Genomic DNA, 23,835 nt, shown 5'->3' on the forward strand with positions numbered 1-23,835 from the left:
GATGTCCGTGGTGATGGCCGAACTCAAGCGCCGGGGGCTGGTGTGGCTGGACTCGGTTACCTCGCCCCAGACCGTGGGCCTCTCCCTGGCCCGGGCCGCCGGGGTCCCCCATGCGGGACGGGCGGTTTTTCTCGATAATGTGCCCGAGCGCGCTGCGGTGGATCGGCAATTGGCCAACCTCGAAGCCGCCGCCCGCCGCAATGGGGTCGCCATTGGCATTGGTCACCCCAAGGATGCCACCATCCAGGGGTTGCGCGCTTGGCTGCCTAGCCTTGCCCGTAAGGGGATTACCCTGGTACCCGTGAGCGCCTTGATGCGTGTCGAGACCACGACGGTGGCGCGACGGCCCTAAAGGCTGCCCTTCTCTTTTCGAGGGGTTTGGGGAGGCCGCGCCTCCCCAGCCTTAAAACAGCTCAATCGCGGCCCCCTGTCCCGTGGCATTCGCATCGGTATTACGATGACTGTTGCGCAGTTCATCCACCACAAACTGAAGCGTTTCGGTCATACTGCGCTGGTAGGCGTTGCGCAGATCCGCCGCCGTGACGGCATCCATGGCCGGGAGGTGCCGGGCCAACTCCTCAATATCGGTCGCGGTCCGCTCAAAACAGGTCACCAGGGCCAGTAACCGACGCTTGACCACATCTTGAAACTGGATGGAGCCGATCATTTCCAGGATCGGGGTGGCCAGCCGTCGGTTTTCGTATTGCACTTTGGTCAGGGTGTCGCGCTGGTGGGTGATGAGCTTTTCCAGGTTGTCGGTCAGTTCCTTGACCGCTTCCGAGATAACCGCGAACCCGTTTTCCTCCTTGCTGATCCGCTCGCCGACCAGGGAGATCAGGCTGGTTTGTACAGCGTGTTGCAGGCGTGAGATGCCATCGGCGATGGCAATGGCCGCCCGGTCCGATTCCTGAGAGAGGGTTTTGACCTCGGCCGCCACAATGGCGAACCCGCGTCCCGCATCGCCGGCCCGCACCGCCTCAATGGTGGCATTCAAGGCCAGCATGCGGGTTTGGTGGGCAATGCCGCGCACGGCCTGGATGGCGCTGCCCAGAGCCTCGACCTCCTGGGAGATCTGATCCATCGCCATACCAACCCGATCCGCTTGGTGGCTGCGCTCGCCGGCGAATTCGTCAATCAAGGCTTGGCTGCGCGCCAACTGAGCTTCAGCGCTTTCGATGATTTGGACCACGCGCTCGTTGGTGTTGGTCGAGGCAATAAAACTCAGCAACCCCTCAATACTGGTCTCCACGTTGTGAAGCTCGTTCATGAGCTGTTCGGCGTTCTTGTCGGAGTCGCTGACCACCGACAGGGTTTCCTCGCGCATGGACTGGGAAAACCGGGCAAAAGAGTCGGAATATTCGGTCAGACAGCTACCGCACAGGTCGCGGGATGGGTCGCTGGACGGGAGGGGCGGTGGCATGGGGGAGGCGACCGGTGCGGCGCGGCGCGCCAGATCGCCAGGGGTCGATACCGGCATCAAGCGGCCCTGGCCCCAAAATACCCCGAGCGCCAGCACCACGCCAACTCCGCCTCGTAAGGCCAGACTCTCCAGGGCCGGCGGTTCTGCGATCACGCCGGCTGCGATCTCGCCAAAGACAATCGCCCCTAAGATCCCCAGGGGAGCCAGCAAACGATAAACAACAAAGTGTCCAGGCGCGTGTCCTGGCAAAGCAGGGGCGCTCATGATGTCACTCCTCCTGGGGGGACTGCCACAGTCCATCCCAGCACGGGGGATCGGAAAACTCCCCTTGTTCGACGGAAGGAAGGGGGGCGAGGCGCAAGAACAGGTCAAAGACCGCTCCTGTTTCCCCATTCCGGGCCACAATCCCGCCTCCCCAGGATTGAATGATGCTCCTCACGATGGCAAGGCCCAGACCCGTCCCCTTGCCAATGTCCTTGGTCGTGAAAAACGGATCGAAAATGCGATGCAACAGAGGCGGGTCGATCCCAGGACCGTCATCCGCAATGCTCACCCGGGCATAGCGTCCCGCCGGAAGCGCCACGAGAAAGGCCTCGGCCTCGGCGAGGTCAAACAGATCCGCCGAAATGGTAATGGTCCCCTGCCCATCAATCGCATCCACGGCGTTCTTGATCAGGTTGCGCAAGATCTGCCCCAACTCGGGCCGATTCCCATGGATCGCCAGCGGTCCTGCCGTGTCGTGGGTCTCCACCACCCGCACCGACGCCGGCAGTGTTTCCATGAGATCCACCAACTCGTGGCGCAAGGTATCGACCAGGGGCAGGGGCGTCAGGGCCGGTGCGCTGCGTCGGGCAAAGGCCAGGATATCGCGCACCACGTCTGCGGCCCGGCGCGCGCAGTCAAGAACCACTCCCAAGTCTCCGCTCATTTCCTTATCGTCGGCATGATCATCCAACGTCATTTGGGTAAGAGTGACAATGGGTTGGAGTAGGTTGTTGATCTCGTGCGCGATGCCCCCCGCCAACTGCCCCAGGCTTTCGAGCTTGCGGCGCTGGAAATCGGCGTTGCGCGCTAAATGTTGGGCTGTCACATCCTGGAGGCCAAGAATGCCGCTGCCGTCATGGAAGGGACACAGCAAAGCCCGGTATTGGCGTTGACCCAGCGCCCCCGCTGTGAGGTCAAACGCCATCATGCGCCGTTGGGCCACGGCCTGGAGGACGTCGTCCAACCGGTGGGGACCGCATAGATCCACGACAAAACTCTGCAAATCACGTGCTTGCATCCAAGGCGGCACGCGCAGAGTTTCGTTGCCCTTGGTCTGTTGAATCGGGGTCAGCCGACCGCCGTGCTCAAAATGCAAGAAAACGATCAACGAGGCCTCGGGCACAACGTCCGCACTGGCACTGGGCACGCCGTCGTAGGCTAGCCGCCAGCCCACAATGGCGTGGGCCAAGCAGACATCGGCCGCCGCGACCAAAGCCCCGGCCTCTTCAGGGCAATGGGCGATCCCCTCGGCCAGAACAACGCTATGGAGATCGAGAAGGCTCTCCAGGGGTTGCCGGGCAATCGCCATCAACCGACCGATGTCACTGGCTTCGTCAAGGACGGCCTCGTTCCGGCCCGCCATATAGGCCCGTTGCAGCGAGCCGTACCAGTCGAGCGGGTTTGAGATGGCGTGCACCGAGTTCATGAGCTCACCCTCTGGTCAGAGAAAAGCGCGCGACAAGGACACAGCCGTCATCTTTTCCCTGATAATGACGGTGCAACAAGGTTTCAGCCATCCGGGGGGGGGGCTCGGACGCCAGGAGGTCGGATGGCAGCCCTAACCGTTCTTCCAGGCCATCGGTCCACATCACCAGATGGTCCCCGGGGTGCAACTGAAATGAGAGCGGTTGAAGGTTTCCTCTCATGCCGGCTCCCACAATGCCGGGCTTGGCATCCAGGCGCATCACCCGCCACCCGAACACCCCAGCCCGGGTGTTGCCAAGCGCGCCGTAGCAACAGGCCCCCGTTCGGGGCTCAATCCGGGCCACGCCGACCGCCGCGCCGCGTGTTGACGCGAGGGCCTGTCCCAACCCCAAGAACAGGGCTTCCATCTCCACGTCCAGATGGTGCCCAATATGCTCCATGGCCACACCGGCCGCTTGGGCCGCGTCGGGCCCGTGGCCCAAGCCATCGGCAATCGCCACCACCTCATGGTCTGGCGTGCACCAAGCGTGGGCGATATCGCCGCAGATTTCCGTGGCGTTCATGGCCGCTCGGGCGATCCCAACTTCTAACGCCATAGCCGGGCCACCACGCAGGTGCCTTCTCCCACCTGGGAGCGGATGCAAAATTCGTCCATCAAACGCCGGCTTCCCGGAAGACCGCCTCCCAGGCCGTGGTTGGTGGAGTAGCCATCCAGCAAGGCCAGATCGAGATCGGCAATCCCGGGGCCCTGGTCTTCTGCCACCACTTCGATCCCCGCTTGCCCGCTGGTCCGGCTGAGCACGCTGAGTGTAACCGTTCCTCCTGGCCGAGCATGCAAAAAAAGGTTGTATCCCAGTTCGCTGACCGTTGTCATCAAGCGGTAGGCCTGGGAGCGCGACAAGCCCACATGGGTGGCGAGCCGCTGGGCCGCTTGACGCGCCTGGGCAATGTCCAGTTCCTGGCGGATGCACACCGAAATGTCCGACCCGCTGTGATGAAAACTCGTCCCATTCATACCCGACCTCCCCGCCGCATGACGAGGTCGATCCGGGTCAGGCCCGGCCCGGTTTCGACGGTCATCAGGTCCACCAGTTTGCGGGCCCCCGGCAGGCCCATGCCCAGGCTATGACCCGTGCTGAATCCGGGTTGCATGGCTTGTTCCAAGTTGGGAATGCCAGGACCGTGATCAACGATCGATACCCGAATTTCCCGGCTTGTCCCTTCCATCGTTCCAGCAATCTCGCAACTGCCTCCCCCGCCATAGTGCAAGGCGTTACGCGCGATTTCAGAGATGGCGGTCGCAAGCCGGGTTTGGTCCGCCATGCCAAAGCCCAGCCGGGAGGCAACGTCACGGCCCGCCTGACGGGCCCGCACGATGTCCTCGGGCCGTAGCAAGGCCATCCGAACCGTTTCAGGACCCGTCATGATCACTGTCCCACCCCAGGGGTCGGGCGGCTTGCCGCGCCCGCAGCTTTTCCACGCCTTGTTCCAGGGTGAGGGTGGTTTCCACCTGAACCAACTCGCGGCCCATCTCCACCAAGGTCAGGGCAACCATCGGGTTCATGCCCGAGATCACCACGTCGCCACCCATGAGACGCGCCATGGCCGCGATCTCGGAAAGGACCCGCGCCATATAGGAATCAATGATGTCGAGCGCGCTGATATCCAGCACCACCCCGGTTGCGCGGCTTTGTTCCAGATGCGTCAGCAGATCGGTTTGCAGCGTGCGAGCCTGTTCATCCGTGATGTCCGACTGAATCGAGGTCAGAAGGATCTGCCCCAACTTGAGAACCGGGAGGCGCATGGCCTTCTCCTTTTAGGTGAGGGGCGCGACACGGCGATTGACCAGGCGCAAAGCCTCGGCCACCCCGGCGCGCAGCGTTCCCCGCGTCCGAATACAGCTAAGGTCTACATCCAGTTTCACCAGGGTCTGGGCCGCTTCGGGGCTGAAGCCGGTGATAATCACCTCGGCCCCCAGCATGCGCGCCGCGCTCACTACCTTGGTCAGATGCAGGGCCACCCGGGTGTCGATCACCGGAACACCCGTCACGTCCAAAATCGCCACGCGCGCTTCATCACGGGCAACCGCACCTAAGAGGTGCTCCATGATGTGTTGTGCCCGGTTGGTGTCGATCACCCCAATCAAGGGCATCAAGACGATGCTATCCCACACCCGCAGCGCCGGCGTGGAAATTTCCAAGATCGCATCGCTTTGTCGGACGATGAAGTCCTCGCGGGCTCGCATGTGGGCCTCAAAGACGCAAAAGCAGAGCTGATCCATGAGGTCGAACAGGCCAACCGTTTCCGGTGTCTCGCCCACGACAAGACGGACCGCGCTCTTGAAGGCCATCACCAAGCGTCCGGTCGAAGAGGGGGAGTATCCGTCCCGGGCTCGTTCGGAACTCATGGCCTCCACGCAGGTGCGCAAGGGAACGAAGGCCACGTCGTCCAGGCGCAGCGACCCCGCCCGATCCAGCGCCGGGATCAAGCTGTCAAAAATCCGCTCCACGATGGGGGAGGCACCGATCCCCCCGTCTTCGCTGTCGCGCAGACGCTCTGTCCAGGCTTGGAGCAAGTCAACACGGTGCGCTGCCAAGCGGTTGGAGAGTTCTTTCATGGCTGCCCCCTTTCCGGGTTGGCGCCTACGGCGGCCAGGGCGTTGTCGATGGCCAGGAGGAGTTCATTTTTATCGACAGGCTTCATGATAACCACCGACGCCCCAGCCGACACGGCCGTGGAGAGGGAGTCATCCAGCGCGTTGATCGGCGAACCGCCGCTCATGGCCACACGTCCTACCCGGGGAAAGCGCGTTTTGAACTGCTTTAAAAGCTCGATACCGTCCATGTCCGGCATCCAGATGTCGGTGATCAGCACATCAACCGCGTGGCTCTGAGCCAGCGTCAGGGCCTCGGCCCCGGTTTCCGCCGTAAGTGCTTGATGTCCCGCCCGTTTGAGAATTTTTGTGATGACCATGCGGACAACCGCAACGTCATCGACAACCAGGGCCGTGATCATGCGCGTTCCTCCGCCTCGAAGAGTTCAACCACCTGTCCCAGGGGGGCATCCAACGGCGACAGTCCCACCGCCACCGAATGATCGTGGCGTTGTGAAGCCATCACCGTATGTTCAAAGGCCTTGTCGAACAATTCCTTGAACCGCGTCGTGCGTTCCAGCGACCGGCGATCGCCCAGGGCATGGAGAAGTTCGGCAATGTGGTCGTCGAGCAGCACGGAAAGACGGGAAAGGAACATGAGTTGCTGCTGGGTGATATCCTGAAACTGCAACCGTCCCAGAAGATCGCTCAACGGCTCGTTCAAGGCCTCGAGTTCGGCCAGCATGGCGGCCGGATCGGCACCGCTGCGGGCATGGTGTGACAGGGTCTCCAACTGGTCGCTCATCTGGCGTAGTCCAAGAGCCAACGTCAGAGCCGCCTCCTCGCTGGTGGCGCAGACCCGGGTATTCTGGTCGCGCAGAAGGCGTGTGAATACCCGATATTGAACCAATTCATCGGCAATGCGGTAATGAAGGCGCCGGGACGCCGTCCCCTGTGCTTGCGCGTGCCAGCGTCCCAGCCAAAACGCGGTTCCCGCCAGGGCGCCGGCAAACACCGGGGCCACGCTCTCCAGGACCAGGGTTCCCCATAGTCCAAGCGCCACCAGCCCCAGTGTCGTTCCCAGCGTCCAGACGCCCTCGGTTTGCCCCGACCTCATGGTCGTGCCCTTTCTCATCAGCCATTGGGCAGGATCTGGCGAACAACCTTGAGAAGATCGTCCGGTTGTACCGGCTTGACCAACCACCCCGTGGCTTTGGCCGCCCGGGCTTCTTCGCGTTTGACCTGCTGGGACTCCGTGGTCACCACCAAGATGGGGACAAACTGGTAGCCGGGCAGGGCGCGGACCTTGCGGATCACATCAATGCCGTTCATTCCGGGCATGTGCACATCGGTGATCACTAGACCCGGCTTGAGGCCTTTTTGCAGTTGGGCCAAGGCATCCTCACCCGACGATGCCTTGGCGATGACGAAGCCGGCCCGGTGCAAGATAGTTTCCATGCTCATGAGCACGGTGGCCGAGTCGTCAATCAGAAGAATGGTGCTCGTCATGCAAGAAGTTCCCGTTGTGAAAGAGCCGACGCCGGCGGCCAAAGCGTCCCCAACTCGTCGGCAAGAAGGTGATAATCCAAAACGCCACGCGACCGGGGCGCGTAGGCCCGGGCCGGCTGTCCCGAGGCAAACGATTCGGCGAGCGCCACGTCCTTACGGATTCCCCGCAAAATCCGCTGCCCGCCATACTGCCGCCGTAGCTCGTCAAGGACCGTGCGATGATGTGTCACGCGGGGATCCATGGTGATCGGCAAAACGCCAATCAGGCGCAACCCAGGGTTTTCGTTGGTGGCAATGCGAAAAAACAGCCGCGACAATTGCCGCACCCCCTCCGCCGACAAAGCGTGCGGTAACACCGGAACCAAAACCCCATCTGCCGCTGCCAGGGCATTCAGCAGCAGAAAATCCAGGGAGGGCGGCGTATCAATCAGAACAACGTCAAAGCGTTCTGCAATCTCGGGGCGGCGCAGCGCGCGCGACAGCACGGTCAACTCGCGTGGCCCCTCCGCTTCAAACAACGGATCCGCTCCGGCACAAAACAGCCCAGGCCACGCCGTCGGGCGGATGGCCCGCGCCAGCTCGAACCCCGGTGCCCGAAACACATCATGGGCGCTTGGGTGCGCCGCCGCCAAGCGCAGGCCCAAGCCCAGCCCCGCATGGCCCTGCGTATCCAGATCCACCACCAGAACCTGGGCCCCACGCGCCGCCCATTCGGCGCCCAGGTTGACGACGGTGGTGCTCTTGCCGCTGCCCCCTTTCCGGTTGGAGACCGACACAATGGGGCAAGGCCCGGTCATCTCGGATCGCTCAATAAAGGCGCAATCCAGCGCGTGAGGAAAGGCTCGGTGGGCAAGGAGACGAGGGGAGGTCGCAGGGCCAGCAAGACCTGAAGGGCCGCCGTGTGCAAGCCCGTGCAGTCAGCCAAGGCCACCGCCTGAGCCCCTTGCAGGGCTTCTAGCAACGGCAGGGCTTCCTCGACCGTGCACACCCCTTCCAAGCGAACAATCGTGTCTTCAAGGCGGAGCGTCATCACAGAAGCTCTTTCAGGTTAAGAACCAGCAAGACCCGGCCGTCTCCCAGGAGGGCTGTTCCCGCATACCCCCTGATTCCGCTCAAGATGCCGTCGAACGGTTTGAGGATGATGTCCATCCCCTCACGGAAATGATCGACGACCAGACCGGTCAGTGTTCCCCCTAATCTTACCACCAAAACCGCGTCCTCGGCCTCTTCTTCTTGAGGGGCGTGGGGGGAATACCGTGGGGCAAGGCCCAAAAGCTCGTCCAGGCGCAGCAGGGGGACGATGGCATCACGCAAGACAAAGGCCTCGGAGCGCTTGATGCGGCGAATGGCCGTATGGGGAATGCGCACCGTTTCGGCGATGTGGTCCATGGGAATGCCAAACAGCATGCCCCCTCCCGTTTCCACCATCATTACCCGGGTCACGGCCATGCTGAGGGGTAAGGCGAGGCGCACCGTCGTGCCTTGACCCAGAACCGAGGTCAGGGTCACGCTTCCCGCCGCCTTTTCCACCGTGGTCGCGACCACGTCCATGCCCACCCCTCGGCCCGACAGATCCGTCACCGCGCTGGCCGTCGAAAAGCCGGGCAAAAAGACCAGATTGACCGCTTCTTGCTCCGTCAGGTGCGCCGCCCGGTCCGCACTCACCGCCCCCTTGGCGACCGCCGCCTCGCGGATGCGGACCGGATCAATCCCCCGTCCATCGTCTGCAACCTCAATGACCACCTGATCACTTTCCTGAAAAGCGCGCACCAACAGGCGCGCCGTGGCCGGCTTTCCCGCCGCCACCCGTTCCGCCGGCCCTTCCAGGCCGTGATCCAAGGCATTGCGCACGATGTGCAACAGCGGGTCGCCCATCACCTCGATGATGTTTTTGTCGGCCGCTGTTTCTTCGCCCTCAATCACCAACTCGACCTGCTTGCCCAGTCGCCGCGCCACGTCGCGAACCAAGCGGGGGAAACGCTCGAAAACCTCGGACACCGGCAGCATCCGCACCGCCATGATCGCCGTTTGCATCTCCTGCGCCAAGCGATCCACAACGGCGTACAAATCTTTGATTTCTCTAGCCATTTCCCGTGACCCATGGACGTTTTCCGCCCGGCGGGCCAGGAAGGGCAAGCTGTTTTTGGAAACGACCAGTTCGCCAATAAGGTTCATCAGCCCATCAATGCGCGCCTGATCCACCTTCAGGACCCGGGAGGCGCCGCTGCGGGCTTCCGGGCTCGCGGCGGGCTCGTTTCCCCCGCCCAAGGAAGCAGGCGCCGGGCCGGTTTCAACCAGGGGCGATGAGGTCGGAGCCGCCGGCGCGGGAGGGGGAGCCTCTTCCAGGAGACGGGAGAGCTCGGCCAGTATGCGGTCCGCCTGCCCCCCCGCCGTCACCTCCTCCCAGGGTTCCGTGGGGAGCCCGAGAGCCCGCAAGATGTTGCCCCCGGTCCGGGCGACTGACGCCAAGCGGCTCTGGAAGGAAGCGCTGTCGCGGACCATGAGCAAGGTCCGCTGGCTCTCCAGCAAGCGCCGGGACAAGGGGTCCAGCGGGGTCGGTGCCCTGACAGGAGGTCGGGGCGAGGGAAAGGCGATCTCACCCTCCCCGGAAATGGCCAACACCAAGCGCTCCAGCCAAGCCACAGGGGGAGCGGGCAGGGCCAGGGTGGCTTGCATCCAGCGCAAGGCCGAGGCGGCCCGCGTCTCGGGGCCGCTCAGTTCCAGGAGGGCGCTCACCGCCCTTTCCAGGCGGACAAGGTCCCCCGCCGCGATCAGGGTGCGGGCCTGCCGGGTAAAATCCTCAAACACCGGTCCGGCGCTGTCCTCGCCGTGAGGCAGCATCAAGGCGTCGGGCGTAATCGGTATCAGGGCAACCTGTTCCAAGACGTAGCGGAACAGGGTTTCTACCTCAAGGCGGGGCAGGGGGGTGAGAGCCCGAAAGCAGAGCAGGCAGGTGTAGGGATCCAGGCTCTCGGGGGGGGGCCAGGACGCCCGGGGCGTCAGGTCCAGGGCCAAAAGGGGGAGTTGGCGTAGGAGGTTGAGGGGGTCTTCGCCGCTGAAGAAACAATCCTCAACCGGGGTATAGACCAGGGCCAGGACCTCTGTCCCCCGGGCCGCTTCGGCAAAGGCGGCCAAGCGGTCGCGCTCGGGCAAGGCGGCCAGCCAGTCAAGGGTATCCAGGGTTCCGGCCCGGGCGGGGGCTTGTTCCTGAAGAGCCTCGGCCTTCTGGGGCAAGGCGGCGCGCAGCACCTCGGTCAGAGCGCGCGAGACCCCCTCAGCCTCTGGGCTCAGGGAGCCGCCTTGCTCGATTTCATCGATCCAGGCCCCCATGCGGTCAAGGGAGTCCAAGAGATGGTCCACCAGCTCCGAGTCCAGGCTCATTTCCTGGGCCCGGACCGCGCTCAACACATCCTCCCCCGCGTGGACCAATCGGGAAAACGCTGGAAAATCAAAAAGCCCCACCGATCCCTTAATCGTGTGAACAGCGCGGAACACCTCGTTGAGCACAGCGTCGTCGGGGGTGCGCTCCAAGGCCAACAACCCACTCGCGGCCGTTTGCAGGAGGTCGCGGGCTTCCGAGACAAAACGCAGCAGCAAAGGCGTGCTCATGGCGCGACCTCCCCCGTCATCAACCGGGCGACCCGTGTCAGGGTGTCGGGAGCGACAGGCTTGACCAGATAAAAGTTGGCCCCCGATTCAAACGCTTGGCGGGCGTCCTCGTCGGATGACTCGGTGCTGATGGTCACGGCCGGAACGCCACGCACCGCCGTATCGCGGCGGATGGCGCGCATCATGGTGTAGCCGTCCATCTTGGGCATGTTGATATCGACGATCAGAAGATCGAACGATCCCGCCAGAACCTTTTCGTAGCCCTCGATCCCGTTGGTGGCCTCCTCGACCACGAACCCGGCAGCTTCCAAGACGGTCCGGTAAAACAGCCGCATGGTGATGCCGTCGTCGATGACCAGGACCCGGGAGGGCCCGGTGGGGGGAGACGACAAGGCGGAAGCGCCCGAGGGCGATGCGATCTCGGTCATGGCGCTTATTCCTGGGGCTTTTGGTAGACGATGGTGTCGCCAAACTTGCGCGGGATAAAAATCGATGTCATCCGGCTCATGCTTTCGGAATGACCAAGGCAGACATAGCCCCCCGGCACAAGAAGCTCGTAAAACATTTCCACGGTCTCGCGACGGGCAACATCGTCAAAGTAGATCAGGAGGTTGCGGCAAAAAATAACATCAAGGTTGCGAAAGCGACGGGTCTGGAGCGGATCCATGATATTGATCAAGGAAAAGTCAATGGACTCCCGAAGCTCCGAGCATATCTGATAATTTCCGTCTCCTTTGGCGTTAAAATACTTTGAAATCAATGCGGCGGGGACACGGGTCAGGGATCGACTGCCAAAAATCCCGGCCCGTGCCTCCGCCAAAATCTTGGAATCGATGTCAGAGGCCAGGATCTCAATATCCCAGCGATCCGCTTGGTCCCATTTTTCAAGGATCGACAAGGCAATCGAATAGGGTTCCTCGCCTGACGAACAAGGGACAGACCACAAGCGGATCGGGTTCTTGGACGACTTGATCTTGGCAAGGTTGGGGAGCATCCCATAAACCAAAGCCTCGAACTGGTATTCCTCGCGGAAAAAATAAGTTTCATTCACGGTCATGATATTGACCAGGGCTTGCAACTCTTCTCCTGATGCCTGGAATCGGACCAATGTAAAGTAGTCGCGAAAATTATCGGAATTCGTCTTGGCTATTCTGTCGTGAATTCGACGCTCTACATAGTATTTTTTGTTGTCAAGAAAGTGCATTCCCGTTTTTCGGTAAAAAAACTCACAAAATTTCGCGTATTCTTCGTTCGTCAGAGGTGCGGGGACCTTATCGATGCGATGCATCTGGGTCATGGCTAGTGCCCCCGGATCCGGCGCAGCGCCGTGTCGATCGCGAAGGTCATGAAGCCATCGCCGGCAAAGCGCACGCGCACTCCCTCCAGGATTTCAATGTGGTTCGGTGTCCCAACTTCGGCCAGGGCATCGACCGCCGCCCCACACACGTTCACATGATCGTCGTTGGTCAAGACCTCGGCCAACAGGTCTGGCGCCTCGGCGAGACTGAGCGCCCCCAGGATATTCACAGCAAAAATACGGATATCACTATCGGGATCGGTCAAAAGGCGACGCAGATGCGGCGTCACCGCCTCCGGCATCGCCTGCAAGGCCTCAATCGCTCCATTGCGCAAGGGGGCGTCATCACTGCGCAACAACATTGCCAGTCGTCCCGCGACCTCTGGTGAGGCCAGCCGGATCAGCGCGGTAAACAACACCGCCCGCACACTTGGGCTGCGCTCCTCGTCCAGCCGGTCACAAAGCGCGCCCGCCACCACGGGATTCGCCGCTTCCTGGTGGGCCAACGCCCGCACCGCCGCACGACGAACCCCCGAGTCCTCGTCCTCCAGGTCCAGCAACAAGGCGTCCAGATCCCGGGGCCCCTTGGCCGGGCGTTTCCCGGTGGGGGAGGGCTTACCTTTGACGAGTCCCATGATGCACCCCCTTGTCCAGACCAAGCCAACCACAGAGCTGGCCCGCAATGCGCGAGGCCGGCAAAACCACATCGGCTCCTCCCCGTCGCACCAACTCCCCCGGCATGCCAAAAATCACGCTGCTCTCTTCGTCTTGCGCAATGGTCTTCCCACCGCGCTGGCGCAGTTCGGTCATCGCCGCCGCCCCGTCGTCCCCCATGCCCGTCAGCAAAACACCCACCAGCCGCTCGGCCGGCAGGGCATGCAAGGCGCTTTCCACCAGCCGCCCCACGCTCGGGTGCCAGGGATACTGGTCCGCCGAGGGCATGGGGTTGACCACCAGCCGGGTGGCCCGCCGCCCCACCACAACGTCGGCATCGCCCTTAGCGATGTAGACCGTGCCCGGTTCCAGCGGCATTTGAGACGAAGCCTCGATCACCGTCAGGGCACACAACGTGTCAAGCCGGCGGGCAAACACCGTCGTGAAGCTGCCCGGCATGTGCTGGGCCACCACCACCGGCCAGGGGAAGTCGGCCGGCAGGGCCGGGAGAATGTCTTCCAACGTGCCCGGCCCGCCCGTGGAGACCCCGACCAGCACGACTCCCAGGGACTGGGGATCCAAGGTGGCCTGCGCCACCGGGCGTTCTGTCTTGCGCGCCCCTTGCAAGGAGGCCGCGCGCCGCCGCCCCTGAAGGCCCAGGGAGCGCCGGATCCGCGCCCGGCTTGCCGCGCGAACCTTGTCCAGGATTTCCCGCTCAATGCGGGCCACATTGAGCGAGATCGTTCCCTCGGGCTTGTGAATGAAATCAACAGCTCCCAGAGCCAGGGCTTCGAACGTCGCCTCCGCCCCCTTTTCGGTCAGCGAGGACACCATCACCACCGGCGTGGGGCGCACGGTCATCAGCCGCGCGAGGCAGGTCAAGCCATCCATCTCGGGCATGTTGATGTCGAGAGTGATCACATCGGGGGGATCGGCTTCCAGAGCCTCCAGGGCCTCGGTTCCGTTGCGCGCCGAGCGTGTCTCAAAGCCCGCCCCTTCCAGGATCTCCTTGAGATGGCGACGCATCAGGGCAGAATCATCGACAATCAACACGCGGGTCATTCACAAGCCTTTCACTGGTCCAATCACAGCACCCGGCCCCGTTGAGCGCCCGACGCCGCCGGTTATCACGCCGCCGTCATGGCGGCTAGTTCGCGCACGTCGAGCAGCTGGTCGATGTCCAACAGCAAGATCATCCTGTTTTGGCGTTCGATATTGGCCACCCGGCGGATCAGGCGGCGCTGTTCTTCCGACAAGGCCGGGGCCGGGCCAATGGCCGAGCCCGGCAGGCGCATGACCTCCGATACCGAGTCCACGATAAAGCCGGTCCGCACACCCCGGATGGTGTAAACCATGATCCGCTGGCGGTCGCTGCGCTCCATGGTCGGCAGGCCGAAGCGCCGGCGCTGATCCACCACGGGCAGCACAACACCACGCAGGTTGACCACGCCTTCGATAAAGTCGGGGGTCTTCGGCACCTTGGTCAGTTCGTCCGGAACCCGCACGATCTCTTGAACCGATTCAATGGGAACGCCGTACTCTTCGTTCATCAGCCGGAACACGACCACCTGTTCCTCTTCGTCGCTCTCGCCCAAACGTTGGCGCAGGTCCCGCTCCGCCATGGTTTCCTCGTCCTCTTCCAAAGCGCCGGCCGTGACGGCGCGCAGGTCGCTCCCGTTGAACATCCGCTCTGCCGACAAAATCGAAACGAGCCGCCGACCGCCCTGCAACCGGCAAATCGCCTCGATCTCGTTAAGATGTCCCGAGCGCGCCAAAAGCGCCGGCATGGGGTCGATCACGGAGCGGCCCACCCGCAGCACTTCCTTGACGCTATCCATGACCACGCCCACCGCCTGACCGCCCCCGGTCGTGTCGAGGGACACCACGACAATCTTGTTGGCCTCGTCGAGGGCCTTGGGCGGCAAGCCAAAAAGTTCGCGCAAGGAAACTAGGGGCAATAAGCGGTTGCGCAGGGTCATGACCCCCAGAACATGGGACGGCGTGTTGGGAACATCGGTGATGCGCTCGGGAACCTGGACAATCTCCTGAACCCGCTCGATGGGCAGGGCATATTCCTGTCCGGCCACATCAAAGCTTACGAGTTGGCTTTCATCGTCGGCCTGCTCGGTCTCCCCATGCTCCAAAGCGCTGCCCTTGGTCAGTTCGCCCAAGCGGTCGCGGCTCCCGGCCTGCAAGGCGAACTCGCGCGCAACCACTTTGCCGGCGTCCAGGATCATGACCATCGAGGCCCCGTCGTTGCCCTTGATCATCCCGGTGAGCAAGTCGGTGTCGATGGACGCACCGATGCTCTGCGCCGCCTCGATCCGGTCTTCTTCGACCGTCACCACGTTGGCTACTCGATCCACCACCAAGCCCACCGGGCGGCCTTGATCGAGCACCACCACCCGCGTTGCGTCGTCGTGCTCAATGTCGCCGAGGGAGAACACCCGGCGCAGCCGAATCACCGGCAGCACCGAGCCCCGCAGATTAGCCAGCCCCTCTAGGGCCGGCGGGCTAAGGGGCACGCGCACCATCTCGGGCATGCGGATGATTTCCTGGACCTCGGACAGAGGCACAGCAAACATCTCCCGTTCCACATGAAAGATCACGAACTGGCGCACGTTTTCGGAGCGTCGGGTTTGCGGCTCGTCGGCGGCCAGGGCCGGGAGTGAGGCCTCACGACCGGGCAGCGCTTCTGCTTCCAGGATTTCGGACATAGACGTCCTCCTTCGGTGCGCCGTCACGCCCCCGCTTGCAACTCATCGGCCAACGAGGCGATTTCCTCAATGGCGGCCGCCAGTTCCTCGGTTCCCTTCGACTGCTCGCGCGCCGCTGTGGTGGCCTCGCCGGTGGCCCGGGTGGTCTGCTGGGCCGCTGCGGCGATCTGCTCCACCCCGACTTGAACCTCCTTGACCATGCGCACGATCCCTTCGGATCCATCGAAGATGCTCTTGCTGCCATCAAGAACCCCGCCCATTTCCTTGATCACCGTGTCAAGGTCGTTGGAGATGGCCTTGTTTTTCTCCACTTCCAGGGCCGCCGATGCCGCGTTCTCGTCCAGGTCGCGCCGCACCGAGGCAATCTGGTCTTGAATGGCCTTCACCGTGTCCTTGATGCGATCGGCGTTTTCGGCGGAGTCGCGCGCGAGGTTCCTGATGTCGGTGGAGACAACGGCGAACCCTTTGCCGAATTCGCCGGCCCGCGCCGCCTCGACCGAGCCATTGACCGCCAGCATGTTCGTTTGGATCGAAACCGTGGTGATGGCGTCCACGATCTTGTCAATGCGCCGGCTGATCTGCTCCAGGGCTCCGATCTGTTCGCGGCTTTGCTTGCTCGCTTCCACCGAGGCCAGAACCCCTTCGATCAGCTCGTTTACCGCGGCCACGTTGCCGGTCAGAAGATCGGCAATGGTTGAACCGCTCTCGACAGCGCGCGAGGACTGGGTGGCCGCTACCTGGGCACCCCGTTCAATCTGGGCAATGGCCGTCGAGGACTGCTGGGTAGCCGCCGCCTGTTGCTGGGCCCCCTTCTGAATTTGTTCGAGCGCAATTTGGATTTGGGAAGAAGCCCGATTGATTTCCTCCACCGCCGAAGAAAGTTCCTCGGCCGCCGAGGCGACTTCCTCGCTGCTTTTGCTGATGTCTGTCGAGTTTTTCAATTCGTCGGCCAGCTCGGAGAGTTCCTGGGCCGCCTGTTCCGATTGGCTCAGAGCCAGAGTCTGTTGGTCGATGGTCTTGAGCGCTTCCTGGCAGGCTGCACTTTGTTCCTCGGCGGCGGCAGCAATGATCTCCGCGCCCTTCAGGGCTTCCTTGGAGGCGGCATCCGACTCTTCGTTGACCTTGGCGATCTGGCGCGCCCCGTCGGAAATCTGGCCCATGTTGTCGAGGATCTGGCCTAGTTGGTTGGTGATCTGCTTGCCTTTTTCAACCTCGCGCTTGGCCGTTTCCGCCGACTCGGTGATGCCCTCAGCGATGGCCTTCACGTCTTTCTGGATCTGCCCGACCAGATCTTGGATCTCGCGGGCGCTTTTTTCCGAGGTTTCGGCCAAAGTTCGGACTTCGTCGGCCACCACGGCAAAGCCCTTGCCATGCTGGCCAGCCCGGGCCGCTTCAATGGCGGCATTGAGGGCCAGGAGGTTGGTCTGGTCGGCGATTCGTGCGACGGCCTTGACCACTTCGGAGATCGCCGCTGCCTGGCGTTCCAGTTCCTCGACCATTTCCACCGACGCCGTCTGACGCTCGGCGGCGCGGCTGATGGCCTGGATCGAATTGGTGACCTGGGCTGAGACGCTGTTGACCAGAGTGCGCAACGTATCCGTCTTGGTCATGGCCAGATCGGCTGTTTCGCGCCCGCGCGAAATCAGGACCGCGCCCTGGTTCACCGCCTTGAGAGACTCCTGCGCCGCCCCCGCCGCTTCTTCCGCCCCCGAGGCAATCTGTTCCGAGGCCTTGCGCAGTTCCTCAGCCGCCGAGGCGGCCTCGGCAATGCCGCTGGCCAGTTGGGACGTCGCCGCCGCGATCCGTTCCGCCGCCTTTTGTTGCCGGGCGAAGGTGCGCGCTTTTCGCTTCTGGGCCTCGGCTAGAAGGCGGCTGCCCCCGCCTCCCTCTTCCATCGGTTCGGTCTTGGGACCGACGCTCCCGACTTGGTTCTTCTTGACGAGTGCCATGGCGCTTTCCTCAGCGACGGTGTCTCACGGTTGAGGGACAGGGCTCCCCTGGGTGAAACAGCTTCAAGCGACCTGTCCGCAGCGTGTTCAGAGGGTCATGTGGGGCTCGGAAACTCTACAAAAATGATGGGCGATGAGGTGTTTGAGTGCGGCTTTCTTCCGTGTTTTTTTCCCCGGTCACAGGAGAGGGGATCTCATCCCCTTCGGGGGGACGAATTCCTAAGTATATATCTTCTGTTCCAACAGTTTCAAGCCATGGTCTGTATCTTCTTGGTTGAAGAGTTAAACGCGCGCGATCCAAACTGATGGGATTTTCCTATTTTTAGTTGAGAATTTGTGGTATCGTGGGGTGTTAGTTTTTCCATGGCTGTCAGCAAAAGAGAAGGCTGGGGAGGCTCCCCAGCCTTCTCTTTTCTCGGCCCTCGCCCAACCGGTGGTTAATCCGGGAAAAAATGCCATTGGTCGCCGCCCGATCGCTTGGCCTCATACATGGCGGCATCGGCGGCGGCCAAAAGGGACCGGGCCTCCGTGCCATGGCGAGGGCATAGTGCAATCCCAATGCTGGCCCCCACGCTTAAGAAGAGGTGCTCGTCCACGAGGATCGGGGCCTTCAGGCTGTCCACCAGTTTGGTGGCGATACGTGCCACCGAGGGGGGACCACTGACGTTGTGAACCAAGATGACAAACTCGTCCCCCCCGAGCCGGGCGACGGTGTCGCTTTGGCGAACGGCTGTGAGCAGGCGGCGGGCAACCTCTTCCAAGACCTTGTCGCCCACTCGATGACCATGGGTGTCGTTGATGGGTTTGAAGCGATCAAGATCAAGAAACAAAACAGCAACTGATGTTCCATCCTGGTCGGCGCGAAACAATGCCTGCTCCAGGCGGTCCATAAGGAGGCTGCGGTTGGGAAGATTAGTCAGGGCATCGTGGTGCGCTTGATGGTGTAGGACTTCGGCCCGACGGCGCTGGTCGGTCACATCATTGAAAATGGCGATGTAGTTCAGAGGCGTGCCGGCTTCGTCGGTGAGGCGGGATATCGCGACGCGCTGGGCATAGAGGGTGCCGTCGCGTTTGCGGTTCCAGATTTCGCCGCGCCAGAGATTTTTTGTTTCAAGGGAATGCCACATGTCCCGGTAAAAGCCTTTGTCGTGGCGGCCAGAGGCAAGGATATTTGGGTTCTTGCCGATCACTTCGTCGGAGGTATAGCCCGTTACGTCGGTAAAGACAGGATTGACAGCAATGATGCGAGGGGCCGCGTCGGTAATCAGGATGGCTTCCGCCGAGTTCGCGAAGACCTTCTGGGTCAAGGATAACAAGCGGACTTGGCTCTCCAGGTCAGAACGGCGCGATATCTCCCGCACCAGCAGGCCCCCTAAGAGGAAAAATCCCCCAAAAGCCGTCAGGCTCCAGTAGATAACCGTGCTCTCGCTGCCCAGCCACGTGCGCAGAACGTCCTCCCGGGCCACGCCCGCTTGGATCACCATCGGATAGCGCTCCGAGACCTGAAACATTACCGTCCCCTGGGGCGTCGTCCAACCCAGCGGAATCTGACCAGAGGCTTGTTCTCGGGCGATGGCTTCTTCAGCCGATACGCGCTTTCCAGACAAAAAAGAGGAGCCTTGCGCCGATTCAAGAAGGGGGAGGCCGTCGAAGCGGGCCAGACGCATCGCGCCATGCGGGCCAACGTCAGGCAGTCCCAGGATATCTTCCAAGGCGATAGGGTTGAGGGCCGCCACGGCAATCAGATCGTCGCGTACCTTGAGGCCCACGGGGAGGAGACGGCTGGGCGAGGGGACGGGTTGCCCATGAGTCGCCGGCAAGAAACGTCCCGCTACCGGGAGGCCAAAACGCAGGCTTCGGGTGGTCCCCCCCCGTTCGACCGCGTCTTGGCTCAGGTCGGCGAGAGCCAGAAGATCAAGATCAAGAGGGCGTCCCACAAGGCGGATGTTGCTGTCGAAAAGAACCAAGCCATCGGGGCGGGCGAGAACGATCTGGCGGATATGCGGAGCGAACTCCAAGGTGCGCTGGAGGGTTTGGCGCAGTTGGGCTTCGTCATCCGAGGAAAGCTTGTGGCTTCCCGAGACGATGTGATCGCTGAGGGCCAGCAAGGTGGTTTCCACCGACTCGAAGGTTCGAGTCAGCGTTCCCTCGACGAGGCCAGCGGCCAAGCGGGCATTTTCCAGGGCCGCGCGGTGGGTGCTCTGGTACGTGTGATGGAGGTCAAGCCCCAACAAAGAGGCCAGGACGACGCCAAGCCCAAGGATCAGGCCAAGCGTTCGCCGAGCCAGGGGGCGCTCCAGCCGGGGGGCGGGTCCCGGAACCACGGTCGATATCCCTTCCGGCATGTTCTCAACCAAGATGACCCTGCGCGTCCCTCTTTGTTGCAATCAGGCTCCAACGGGATGGTCGCGGACGGTCGATGATCTTAAATCCCCTTTTGCCGGATCCTACTCCGCTCCTTACAATCCTCATACCTTCTTTCAGAGGATACCCTCGCATGGCCGCAGACTCGAGAGACGGTGTGGTGCCGTCCTTTTCGTTTGATCCCTTTGCCGGCTTGAGTGCATTTCCCGGCGGCGGCCCGAGCCATGATTTAAGGCATGTGGTTTGTCTGCTCGGAGTTGTCGATCTCCAGCGACGCATGATTTTGCGCATGGCCTTGGGGGAGAGGGGAATCGGCAATGTCTTCGAGGCGATCCGTCTTGAGGACCTGCGCCATCAGATTATTGCCCGCCAGCCCGACCTCATCATCTGCGATGAAGTGATGGGAGAGACCGAGGTCGCGTCGCTGATCCACGGCTTGCGGCAAGGGGCGGTGGGGGCGAGTCCCTTTTTGGTTGTCGCCACTTTGTCCGGGCTGCCTGTCGCCGACAAGGTTCGTGTTCTGATTGATTCTGGGGTAGACGACCTGATTTCATTGCCGGTAGCGCCCCGGGCCGTGGTGGCGCGCACCTTGTCCCTCATTGACCGTCGCCGCCCTTTCGTGGTGACGAGCGACTATATCGGTCCCGACCGGCGCCATGCTTCGCGCCGTGCCGACACGCCGCCCCGACTGTTGATCGAGCCGCCGAATACCTTGAGGTTGAAAGCTCTGGGGCAATATAATGCCGAAGTTGTTACCCGTCAGATTGACGCCCTGCGCGGCGAGCTCAATCTCCGCAAGATCGAACGCCACGCCGAGCGGATCGTTGCCATCGCCGGCGCCATTTTGCCGCGCCTGCATTTGGGAACCCAGGACGAACGGGTCCGAACCCTCAGTCGGCAGGTCGGAACCCTGGCCCACGAGATCGCCGAACGCATCGAGGGGACCCCCTTCGCCGGGCACGCCGATTTGTGTATCGCTCTGCGCGATGTCACCGATCGACTGGACGATGCCAATCCCAGTGTCACCGACGTGGAGTTAGCCGAACAACTGGTCGCCGCCGTCGAGCGCGCTTTCGTTGCTCAGGACTGAGGGCTGGGGCCCGCCTCCCCAGCCTTCTATTCATCGGGGGCCGGGCGGCGGGCGATATGCTTGGCGCCGCGAGGGAGGTAAGCCAAGCGCCGCCAAGTCGGCATCAATCGCCGCCAAGGACTCGGCATCTACACACGCCGGATCAACGGTCGTGCGGGTTTCAAAGGCCACCCCGCTGTCACGCACCATCCGCAGGCTCTCGCGTGCCGCTTCGCCGCTTCCCGGTACGCCGGTCAAGGTATCGTAGCGGTCAAAGGGCACCTTGACGTCGAACCCCACCCAGGACAACCCGGGCAGCACCTCGGCGAGACGCTGGGGGAGGGGGCCCGCCGTGTGCAGGCCAATCAAAAACCCAGCGTCCCTAACCTCGGCCACGGCATCGGGCAGGCCGGTTTGCCCCAGCGGTTCGCCCCCGGAAAACACCACGCCGTCGAGAACGCCCCGCCGGCGTGCCAGAAAGGCCTGGACCTCGGCCCAGGGCACAAGGGTGTCGCTCTGGGCCGGGAGAAGGTGGGGGTTATGGCAGTAGGCGCAGCGCCAGCCGCACCCCTGGCAAAACACGGTCGCCACAAGCTGACCCGGCCAATCGCATGTCGAAAGCCGGGCCAGCCCGCCTACGCGCAGCTCAGTCAAGCCGCACCCGCGTTTCGTTGAAGCAAACGCGCTCCAGGAATTCACCTTTCTTGCCATGATTAAAGGATGAGACCGGGCGATGGTAGCCCATGACGCGGGTCCAGATTTCGCAGGGCTGGCGCTCTTCGTCCTTGAGAACGATCAGGCTTTCCAGAGCGTCAGCGGTCGGCATGTGGTTCATGGTGATTTCTTTCCAATTCAAGGCGGCTTCTTGCCGCACCATCACGAGGCACTATCGCGCCGCTTGCGGGCGAGCAATTCGGCGTCACACTTGGGGCAGAACGCATGTTCGCCCGGGATATAGCCGTGCTTGGGGCAAATGGAGAACGTAGGAGTAATGGTCAAATAGGGTAGGCGGTAGGTTTCCAAAGCACGGCGAACCAGCTTTTTACAGGCGTCGGCCGAGGACAGGCGCTCGCCCATGTACAGGTGCAAGACCGTACCGCCCGTATATTTGGCCTGGAGGGCTTCTTGACGCTCCAGGGCCTCGAAGGGATCATCGGTGAAGCCAACCGGAAGCTGGCTGGAGTTGGTGTAATAGGGTTGATCGGACGTGCCCGCCTGGAGGATCTTGGGAAACCGCTTTTGGTCCTCCTTGGCGAAGCGGTAGGTGGTACCTTCCGCTGGAGTTGCCTCCAGGTTGTACATGCTGCCGGTTTCCTCCTGGAAGCGGACAATGCGGGCGCGGACATGATCCAAGAAGCGCAGCGCAAACGCCTCGCCCCAAGGGGTGGTAATGTCCTCACGATCTTCCGAGAAATTCCTGATCATCTCGTTGACGCCGTTCACACCGAGCGTCGAAAAATGATTGCGCAGCGTTCCCAGATACCGCCGGGTGTAGGGGAACAACCCATTGTCCATATGGCGCTGAATGACCTTGCGCTTGATCTCCAAGCTGGTGCGCGCAATCTCCAACAGCTCGTCGAGCCGCGCAAACAAGCCGGCCTCGTCCCCTTGGTGCAGGTAGCCCAGGCGGGCGCAGTTGACCGTCACCACGCCGACCGAGCCCGTCTGCTCGGCGCTGCCAAACAAGCCGTTGCCACGCTTGAGCAACTCGGTCAGGTCGAGTTGCAGGCGACAGCACATCGAGCGCACCATGTGGGGCTTCAGCTCGGAGTTCACGAAGTTCTGGAAATAAGGCAGGCCGTACTTGGCCGTCATTTCAAACAGAAGATCCGTGTTCTCATCGTCCCAGGGAAAATCGGGTGTGATGTTGTAGGTGGGGATGGGGAAGGTAAAAACCCGTCCCTTGGCATCGCCCCGGGTCATGACCTCGATGTAAGCCCGGTTGATCATGTCCATTTCGGCTTGGAGATCACCGTAGGTGAAATCCACTTCCTCGCCGCCGATCACGGGCACTTGGTCGCGCAGGTCCTCGGGGCAGGTCCAGTCAAAGGTCAGGTTGGTGAAAGGGGTTTGGGTGCCCCACCGCGAAGGAACGTTAAGGTTGTAAACAAGCTCCTGGATGAACTGCTTCACCTCCGTATAGGAAAGCTGGTCGAGCCGCACAAACGGCGCCAGGTAGGTGTCGAAAGAACTGAAGGCCTGGGCCCCGGCCCATTCGTTTTGCAAAGTCCCCAGAAAGTTCACGATCTGCCCGACCGCGCTCGACAGATGGCGCGGCGGCGCGGCCTCCACCTTGCCCGGAACCCCATTCAGGCCCTCGGCGAGCAAGGTGCGCAAGGACCAGCCCGCGCAGTAGCCGGCCAGCATGTCCAGGTCGTGGATGTGGATGTCGGCCTCGCGGTGCGCCCGTCCCACCTCGGGCGGGTAGACGTGCGACAGCCAGTAGTTCGCGACAACCTTGCCCGAGACGTTGAGAATCAACCCGCCCAGCGAATAGCCCTGGTTGGCGTTGGCATTGACCCGCCAGTCCGCCTGTTCCAGGTATTCGTTGATCGAGGATTCGACATCGACCACCGTCTTCCGATCGGCCCGCAGGCGGGAGCGCAACTCCCGGTAAACAATATAGGCCCGGGCCGTGGCGAAGTGATTGGCGGTGACCAGGACCTTTTCCACCACATCTTGAATCTGCTCGATGTGGGGCGCACCGTCCTTGAACTGGTCGGCAAGAGCGCGCAAAACCTCGGTGGCGAGACGGTCGGCTTCCAGGGCATCAAGTTCCCCCGTCGCCTTGCCTGCTCGCTCGATGGCTGAGCGGATCTTCCCGCCGTCAAAGAAAGCGAGAACCCCACTGCGCTTGATGACGGCGCGTGGAGGGAGGTCGGTGTACTCGGCCATGATGCGTCCCTGATTCTGCCGATGCGGCGCTCCAGCTTACCCTGCCTCACAAAAAGTCCCCGACCCCGCG

The 23,835-nt window shown here is 62.3% G+C and carries 25 protein-coding genes; 2 read left to right on the forward strand and 23 right to left on the reverse strand.

Annotated features, from left to right (window positions below; translation table 11 throughout):
* Window positions 1-13: 13 nt before the first annotated feature.
* The gene (locus tag RSPPHO_RS21440; protein ID WP_081581630.1) at window positions 14-352 is read left to right on the forward strand and encodes a divergent polysaccharide deacetylase family protein; all 339 of its coding nucleotides are present in this window, start codon (window positions 14-16) and stop codon (window positions 350-352) included.
* A 51-nt stretch (window positions 353-403) separates the two neighbouring features.
* Here the strand turns inward: RSPPHO_RS21440 and RSPPHO_RS03060 are convergent, their stop codons facing one another.
* The 20 genes from RSPPHO_RS03060 to RSPPHO_RS17475 form a co-directional block, all read right to left on the reverse strand.
* Window positions 404-1,684 (reverse strand): methyl-accepting chemotaxis protein, encoded by a 1,281-nt coding sequence (locus RSPPHO_RS03060; protein WP_051013601.1) that lies wholly within the window; start codon window positions 1,682-1,684, stop codon window positions 404-406.
* A gap of 4 nt (window positions 1,685-1,688) precedes the next feature.
* Window positions 1,689-3,110 (reverse strand): sensor histidine kinase, encoded by a 1,422-nt coding sequence (locus RSPPHO_RS03065; protein WP_014413815.1) that lies wholly within the window; start codon window positions 3,108-3,110, stop codon window positions 1,689-1,691.
* A gap of 4 nt (window positions 3,111-3,114) precedes the next feature.
* Window positions 3,115-3,705 carry a SpoIIE family protein phosphatase gene (locus tag RSPPHO_RS17470; protein ID WP_051013602.1) on the reverse strand — a complete coding sequence of 197 codons (591 nt, stop codon included), beginning with the start codon at window positions 3,703-3,705 and terminating at the stop codon, window positions 3,115-3,117.
* Window positions 3,696-4,124: an anti-sigma regulatory factor gene (locus RSPPHO_RS03075; protein ID WP_014413816.1), complete on the reverse strand. Its 429-nt coding sequence runs from the start codon at window positions 4,122-4,124 to the stop codon at window positions 3,696-3,698. Before RSPPHO_RS03075 ends, RSPPHO_RS17470 begins: the two co-directional genes overlap by 10 nt.
* The gene (locus tag RSPPHO_RS03080) at window positions 4,121-4,534 is read right to left on the reverse strand and encodes an anti-sigma regulatory factor (RefSeq protein WP_041793909.1); all 414 of its coding nucleotides are present in this window, start codon (window positions 4,532-4,534) and stop codon (window positions 4,121-4,123) included. The genes RSPPHO_RS03075 and RSPPHO_RS03080 overlap by 4 nt, the downstream gene beginning before the upstream one ends.
* Window positions 4,521-4,913 carry an STAS domain-containing protein gene (locus RSPPHO_RS03085; protein ID WP_014413818.1) on the reverse strand — a complete coding sequence of 131 codons (393 nt, stop codon included), beginning with the start codon at window positions 4,911-4,913 and terminating at the stop codon, window positions 4,521-4,523. The genes RSPPHO_RS03080 and RSPPHO_RS03085 overlap by 14 nt, the downstream gene beginning before the upstream one ends.
* Window positions 4,914-4,925: 12 nt before the next feature.
* A complete protein-coding gene (locus tag RSPPHO_RS03090) occupies window positions 4,926-5,726 on the reverse strand; it encodes an STAS domain-containing protein (RefSeq protein WP_014413819.1) in 801 nt (266 codons plus the stop codon).
* A complete protein-coding gene (locus tag RSPPHO_RS03095) occupies window positions 5,723-6,124 on the reverse strand; it encodes a response regulator (protein WP_014413820.1) in 402 nt (133 codons plus the stop codon). The genes RSPPHO_RS03090 and RSPPHO_RS03095 overlap by 4 nt, the downstream gene beginning before the upstream one ends.
* Window positions 6,121-6,819 (reverse strand): hypothetical protein, encoded by a 699-nt coding sequence (locus RSPPHO_RS03100; RefSeq protein WP_051013603.1) that lies wholly within the window; start codon window positions 6,817-6,819, stop codon window positions 6,121-6,123. Before RSPPHO_RS03100 ends, RSPPHO_RS03095 begins: the two co-directional genes overlap by 4 nt.
* A gap of 17 nt (window positions 6,820-6,836) precedes the next feature.
* Window positions 6,837-7,211, reverse strand: coding sequence for a response regulator (locus RSPPHO_RS03105; protein ID WP_041793912.1), 375 nt, complete (start codon window positions 7,209-7,211; stop codon window positions 6,837-6,839).
* Window positions 7,208-8,008, reverse strand: coding sequence for a ParA family protein (locus RSPPHO_RS03110; RefSeq protein WP_014413823.1), 801 nt, complete (start codon window positions 8,006-8,008; stop codon window positions 7,208-7,210). The genes RSPPHO_RS03105 and RSPPHO_RS03110 overlap by 4 nt, the downstream gene beginning before the upstream one ends.
* The gene (locus RSPPHO_RS03115; protein ID WP_041793913.1) at window positions 8,005-8,241 is read right to left on the reverse strand and encodes a hypothetical protein; all 237 of its coding nucleotides are present in this window, start codon (window positions 8,239-8,241) and stop codon (window positions 8,005-8,007) included. Before RSPPHO_RS03115 ends, RSPPHO_RS03110 begins: the two co-directional genes overlap by 4 nt.
* On the reverse strand, window positions 8,241-10,820 hold the full coding sequence (locus RSPPHO_RS03120) for a chemotaxis protein CheA (RefSeq protein ID WP_014413825.1): 2,580 nt from the start codon (window positions 10,818-10,820) through the stop codon (window positions 8,241-8,243). Before RSPPHO_RS03120 ends, RSPPHO_RS03115 begins: the two co-directional genes overlap by 1 nt.
* Complete coding sequence (locus RSPPHO_RS03125) at window positions 10,817-11,248, reverse strand: response regulator (protein WP_014413826.1); 432 nt, start codon at window positions 11,246-11,248, stop codon at window positions 10,817-10,819. Before RSPPHO_RS03125 ends, RSPPHO_RS03120 begins: the two co-directional genes overlap by 4 nt.
* Before the next feature lie 5 nt (window positions 11,249-11,253).
* Window positions 11,254-12,117, reverse strand: coding sequence for a CheR family methyltransferase (locus RSPPHO_RS03130; protein WP_014413827.1), 864 nt, complete (start codon window positions 12,115-12,117; stop codon window positions 11,254-11,256).
* Window positions 12,118-12,119: 2 nt separating this feature from the next.
* Entirely contained in the window at window positions 12,120-12,752 is a 633-nt protein-coding gene (locus RSPPHO_RS03135; protein ID WP_041793916.1) for a HEAT repeat domain-containing protein, read from the reverse strand.
* Window positions 12,733-13,833, reverse strand: a complete 1,101-nt coding sequence (gene cheB / locus RSPPHO_RS03140; RefSeq protein ID WP_014413829.1) for a chemotaxis-specific protein-glutamate methyltransferase CheB — start codon at window positions 13,831-13,833, stop codon at window positions 12,733-12,735. The genes RSPPHO_RS03135 and cheB overlap by 20 nt, the downstream gene beginning before the upstream one ends.
* A 65-nt stretch (window positions 13,834-13,898) precedes the next feature.
* Complete coding sequence (locus RSPPHO_RS03145) at window positions 13,899-15,488, reverse strand: chemotaxis protein CheW (protein WP_041793918.1); 1,590 nt, start codon at window positions 15,486-15,488, stop codon at window positions 13,899-13,901.
* A 23-nt stretch (window positions 15,489-15,511) separates the two neighbouring features.
* A complete protein-coding gene (locus tag RSPPHO_RS03150) occupies window positions 15,512-17,437 on the reverse strand; it encodes a methyl-accepting chemotaxis protein (protein WP_014413831.1) in 1,926 nt (641 codons plus the stop codon).
* Window positions 17,438-17,874: 437 nt separating this feature from the next.
* On the reverse strand, window positions 17,875-19,761 hold the full coding sequence (locus tag RSPPHO_RS17475; RefSeq protein WP_162138081.1) for a diguanylate cyclase domain-containing protein: 1,887 nt from the start codon (window positions 19,759-19,761) through the stop codon (window positions 17,875-17,877).
* A gap of 173 nt (window positions 19,762-19,934) precedes the next feature.
* On the opposite strand from RSPPHO_RS17475, the gene RSPPHO_RS17480 reads away from it, so the two are divergent.
* On the forward strand, window positions 19,935-20,891 hold the full coding sequence (locus RSPPHO_RS17480; RefSeq protein WP_157879066.1) for a response regulator transcription factor: 957 nt from the start codon (window positions 19,935-19,937) through the stop codon (window positions 20,889-20,891).
* 30 nt (window positions 20,892-20,921) lie between these two features.
* On the opposite strand, the gene RSPPHO_RS03165 is transcribed toward RSPPHO_RS17480, so the two are convergent.
* From RSPPHO_RS03165 to RSPPHO_RS03175, 3 genes are read right to left on the reverse strand one after another with little or no spacing between them, the layout of a single operon-like run.
* Window positions 20,922-21,524, reverse strand: coding sequence for an anaerobic ribonucleoside-triphosphate reductase activating protein (locus RSPPHO_RS03165; RefSeq protein ID WP_041793920.1), 603 nt, complete (start codon window positions 21,522-21,524; stop codon window positions 20,922-20,924).
* The gene (gene nrdD / locus RSPPHO_RS03170) at window positions 21,517-21,705 is read right to left on the reverse strand and encodes an anaerobic ribonucleoside-triphosphate reductase (protein WP_041796452.1); all 189 of its coding nucleotides are present in this window, start codon (window positions 21,703-21,705) and stop codon (window positions 21,517-21,519) included. Before nrdD ends, RSPPHO_RS03165 begins: the two co-directional genes overlap by 8 nt.
* A 41-nt stretch (window positions 21,706-21,746) precedes the next feature.
* Window positions 21,747-23,765 carry a ribonucleoside triphosphate reductase gene (locus tag RSPPHO_RS03175; protein WP_014413836.1) on the reverse strand — a complete coding sequence of 673 codons (2,019 nt, stop codon included), beginning with the start codon at window positions 23,763-23,765 and terminating at the stop codon, window positions 21,747-21,749.
* Window positions 23,766-23,835: the final 70 nt, after the last annotated feature.

Source organism: Pararhodospirillum photometricum DSM 122, assembly GCF_000284415.1.
GTDB lineage: Bacteria > Pseudomonadota > Alphaproteobacteria > Rhodospirillales > Rhodospirillaceae > Pararhodospirillum > Pararhodospirillum photometricum.

Excerpts from the sequence above, each read along its gene's own strand:
- RSPPHO_RS21440 (WP_081581630.1), top strand. The coding sequence starts at position 14 with ATGGCCGAACTCAAGCGCCGGGGGCTGGTGTGGCTGGACTCGGTTACC.
- RSPPHO_RS03060 (WP_051013601.1), bottom strand. The coding sequence starts at position 1,684 with ATGAGCGCCCCTGCTTTGCCAGGACACGCGCCTGGACACTTTGTTGTT.
- RSPPHO_RS03065 (WP_014413815.1), bottom strand. The coding sequence starts at position 3,110 with ATGAACTCGGTGCACGCCATCTCAAACCCGCTCGACTGGTACGGCTCG.
- RSPPHO_RS17470 (WP_051013602.1), bottom strand. The coding sequence starts at position 3,705 with ATGGCGTTAGAAGTTGGGATCGCCCGAGCGGCCATGAACGCCACGGAA.
- RSPPHO_RS03075 (WP_014413816.1), bottom strand. The coding sequence starts at position 4,124 with ATGAATGGGACGAGTTTTCATCACAGCGGGTCGGACATTTCGGTGTGC.
- RSPPHO_RS03080 (WP_041793909.1), bottom strand. The coding sequence starts at position 4,534 with ATGACGGGTCCTGAAACGGTTCGGATGGCCTTGCTACGGCCCGAGGAC.
- RSPPHO_RS03085 (WP_014413818.1), bottom strand. The coding sequence starts at position 4,913 with ATGCGCCTCCCGGTTCTCAAGTTGGGGCAGATCCTTCTGACCTCGATT.
- RSPPHO_RS03090 (WP_014413819.1), bottom strand. The coding sequence starts at position 5,726 with ATGAAAGAACTCTCCAACCGCTTGGCAGCGCACCGTGTTGACTTGCTC.
- RSPPHO_RS03095 (WP_014413820.1), bottom strand. The coding sequence starts at position 6,124 with ATGATCACGGCCCTGGTTGTCGATGACGTTGCGGTTGTCCGCATGGTC.
- RSPPHO_RS03100 (WP_051013603.1), bottom strand. The coding sequence starts at position 6,819 with ATGAGGTCGGGGCAAACCGAGGGCGTCTGGACGCTGGGAACGACACTG.
- RSPPHO_RS03105 (WP_041793912.1), bottom strand. The coding sequence starts at position 7,211 with ATGACGAGCACCATTCTTCTGATTGACGACTCGGCCACCGTGCTCATG.
- RSPPHO_RS03110 (WP_014413823.1), bottom strand. The coding sequence starts at position 8,008 with ATGACCGGGCCTTGCCCCATTGTGTCGGTCTCCAACCGGAAAGGGGGC.
- RSPPHO_RS03115 (WP_041793913.1), bottom strand. The coding sequence starts at position 8,241 with ATGACGCTCCGCCTTGAAGACACGATTGTTCGCTTGGAAGGGGTGTGC.
- RSPPHO_RS03120 (WP_014413825.1), bottom strand. The coding sequence starts at position 10,820 with ATGAGCACGCCTTTGCTGCTGCGTTTTGTCTCGGAAGCCCGCGACCTC.
- RSPPHO_RS03125 (WP_014413826.1), bottom strand. The coding sequence starts at position 11,248 with ATGACCGAGATCGCATCGCCCTCGGGCGCTTCCGCCTTGTCGTCTCCC.
- RSPPHO_RS03130 (WP_014413827.1), bottom strand. The coding sequence starts at position 12,117 with ATGACCCAGATGCATCGCATCGATAAGGTCCCCGCACCTCTGACGAAC.
- RSPPHO_RS03135 (WP_041793916.1), bottom strand. The coding sequence starts at position 12,752 with ATGGGACTCGTCAAAGGTAAGCCCTCCCCCACCGGGAAACGCCCGGCC.
- cheB (WP_014413829.1), bottom strand. The coding sequence starts at position 13,833 with ATGACCCGCGTGTTGATTGTCGATGATTCTGCCCTGATGCGTCGCCAT.
- RSPPHO_RS03145 (WP_041793918.1), bottom strand. The coding sequence starts at position 15,488 with ATGTCCGAAATCCTGGAAGCAGAAGCGCTGCCCGGTCGTGAGGCCTCA.
- RSPPHO_RS03150 (WP_014413831.1), bottom strand. The coding sequence starts at position 17,437 with ATGGCACTCGTCAAGAAGAACCAAGTCGGGAGCGTCGGTCCCAAGACC.
- RSPPHO_RS17480 (WP_157879066.1), top strand. The coding sequence starts at position 19,935 with ATGGCCGCAGACTCGAGAGACGGTGTGGTGCCGTCCTTTTCGTTTGAT.
- nrdD (WP_041796452.1), bottom strand. The coding sequence starts at position 21,705 with ATGAACCACATGCCGACCGCTGACGCTCTGGAAAGCCTGATCGTTCTC.
- RSPPHO_RS03175 (WP_014413836.1), bottom strand. The coding sequence starts at position 23,765 with ATGGCCGAGTACACCGACCTCCCTCCACGCGCCGTCATCAAGCGCAGT.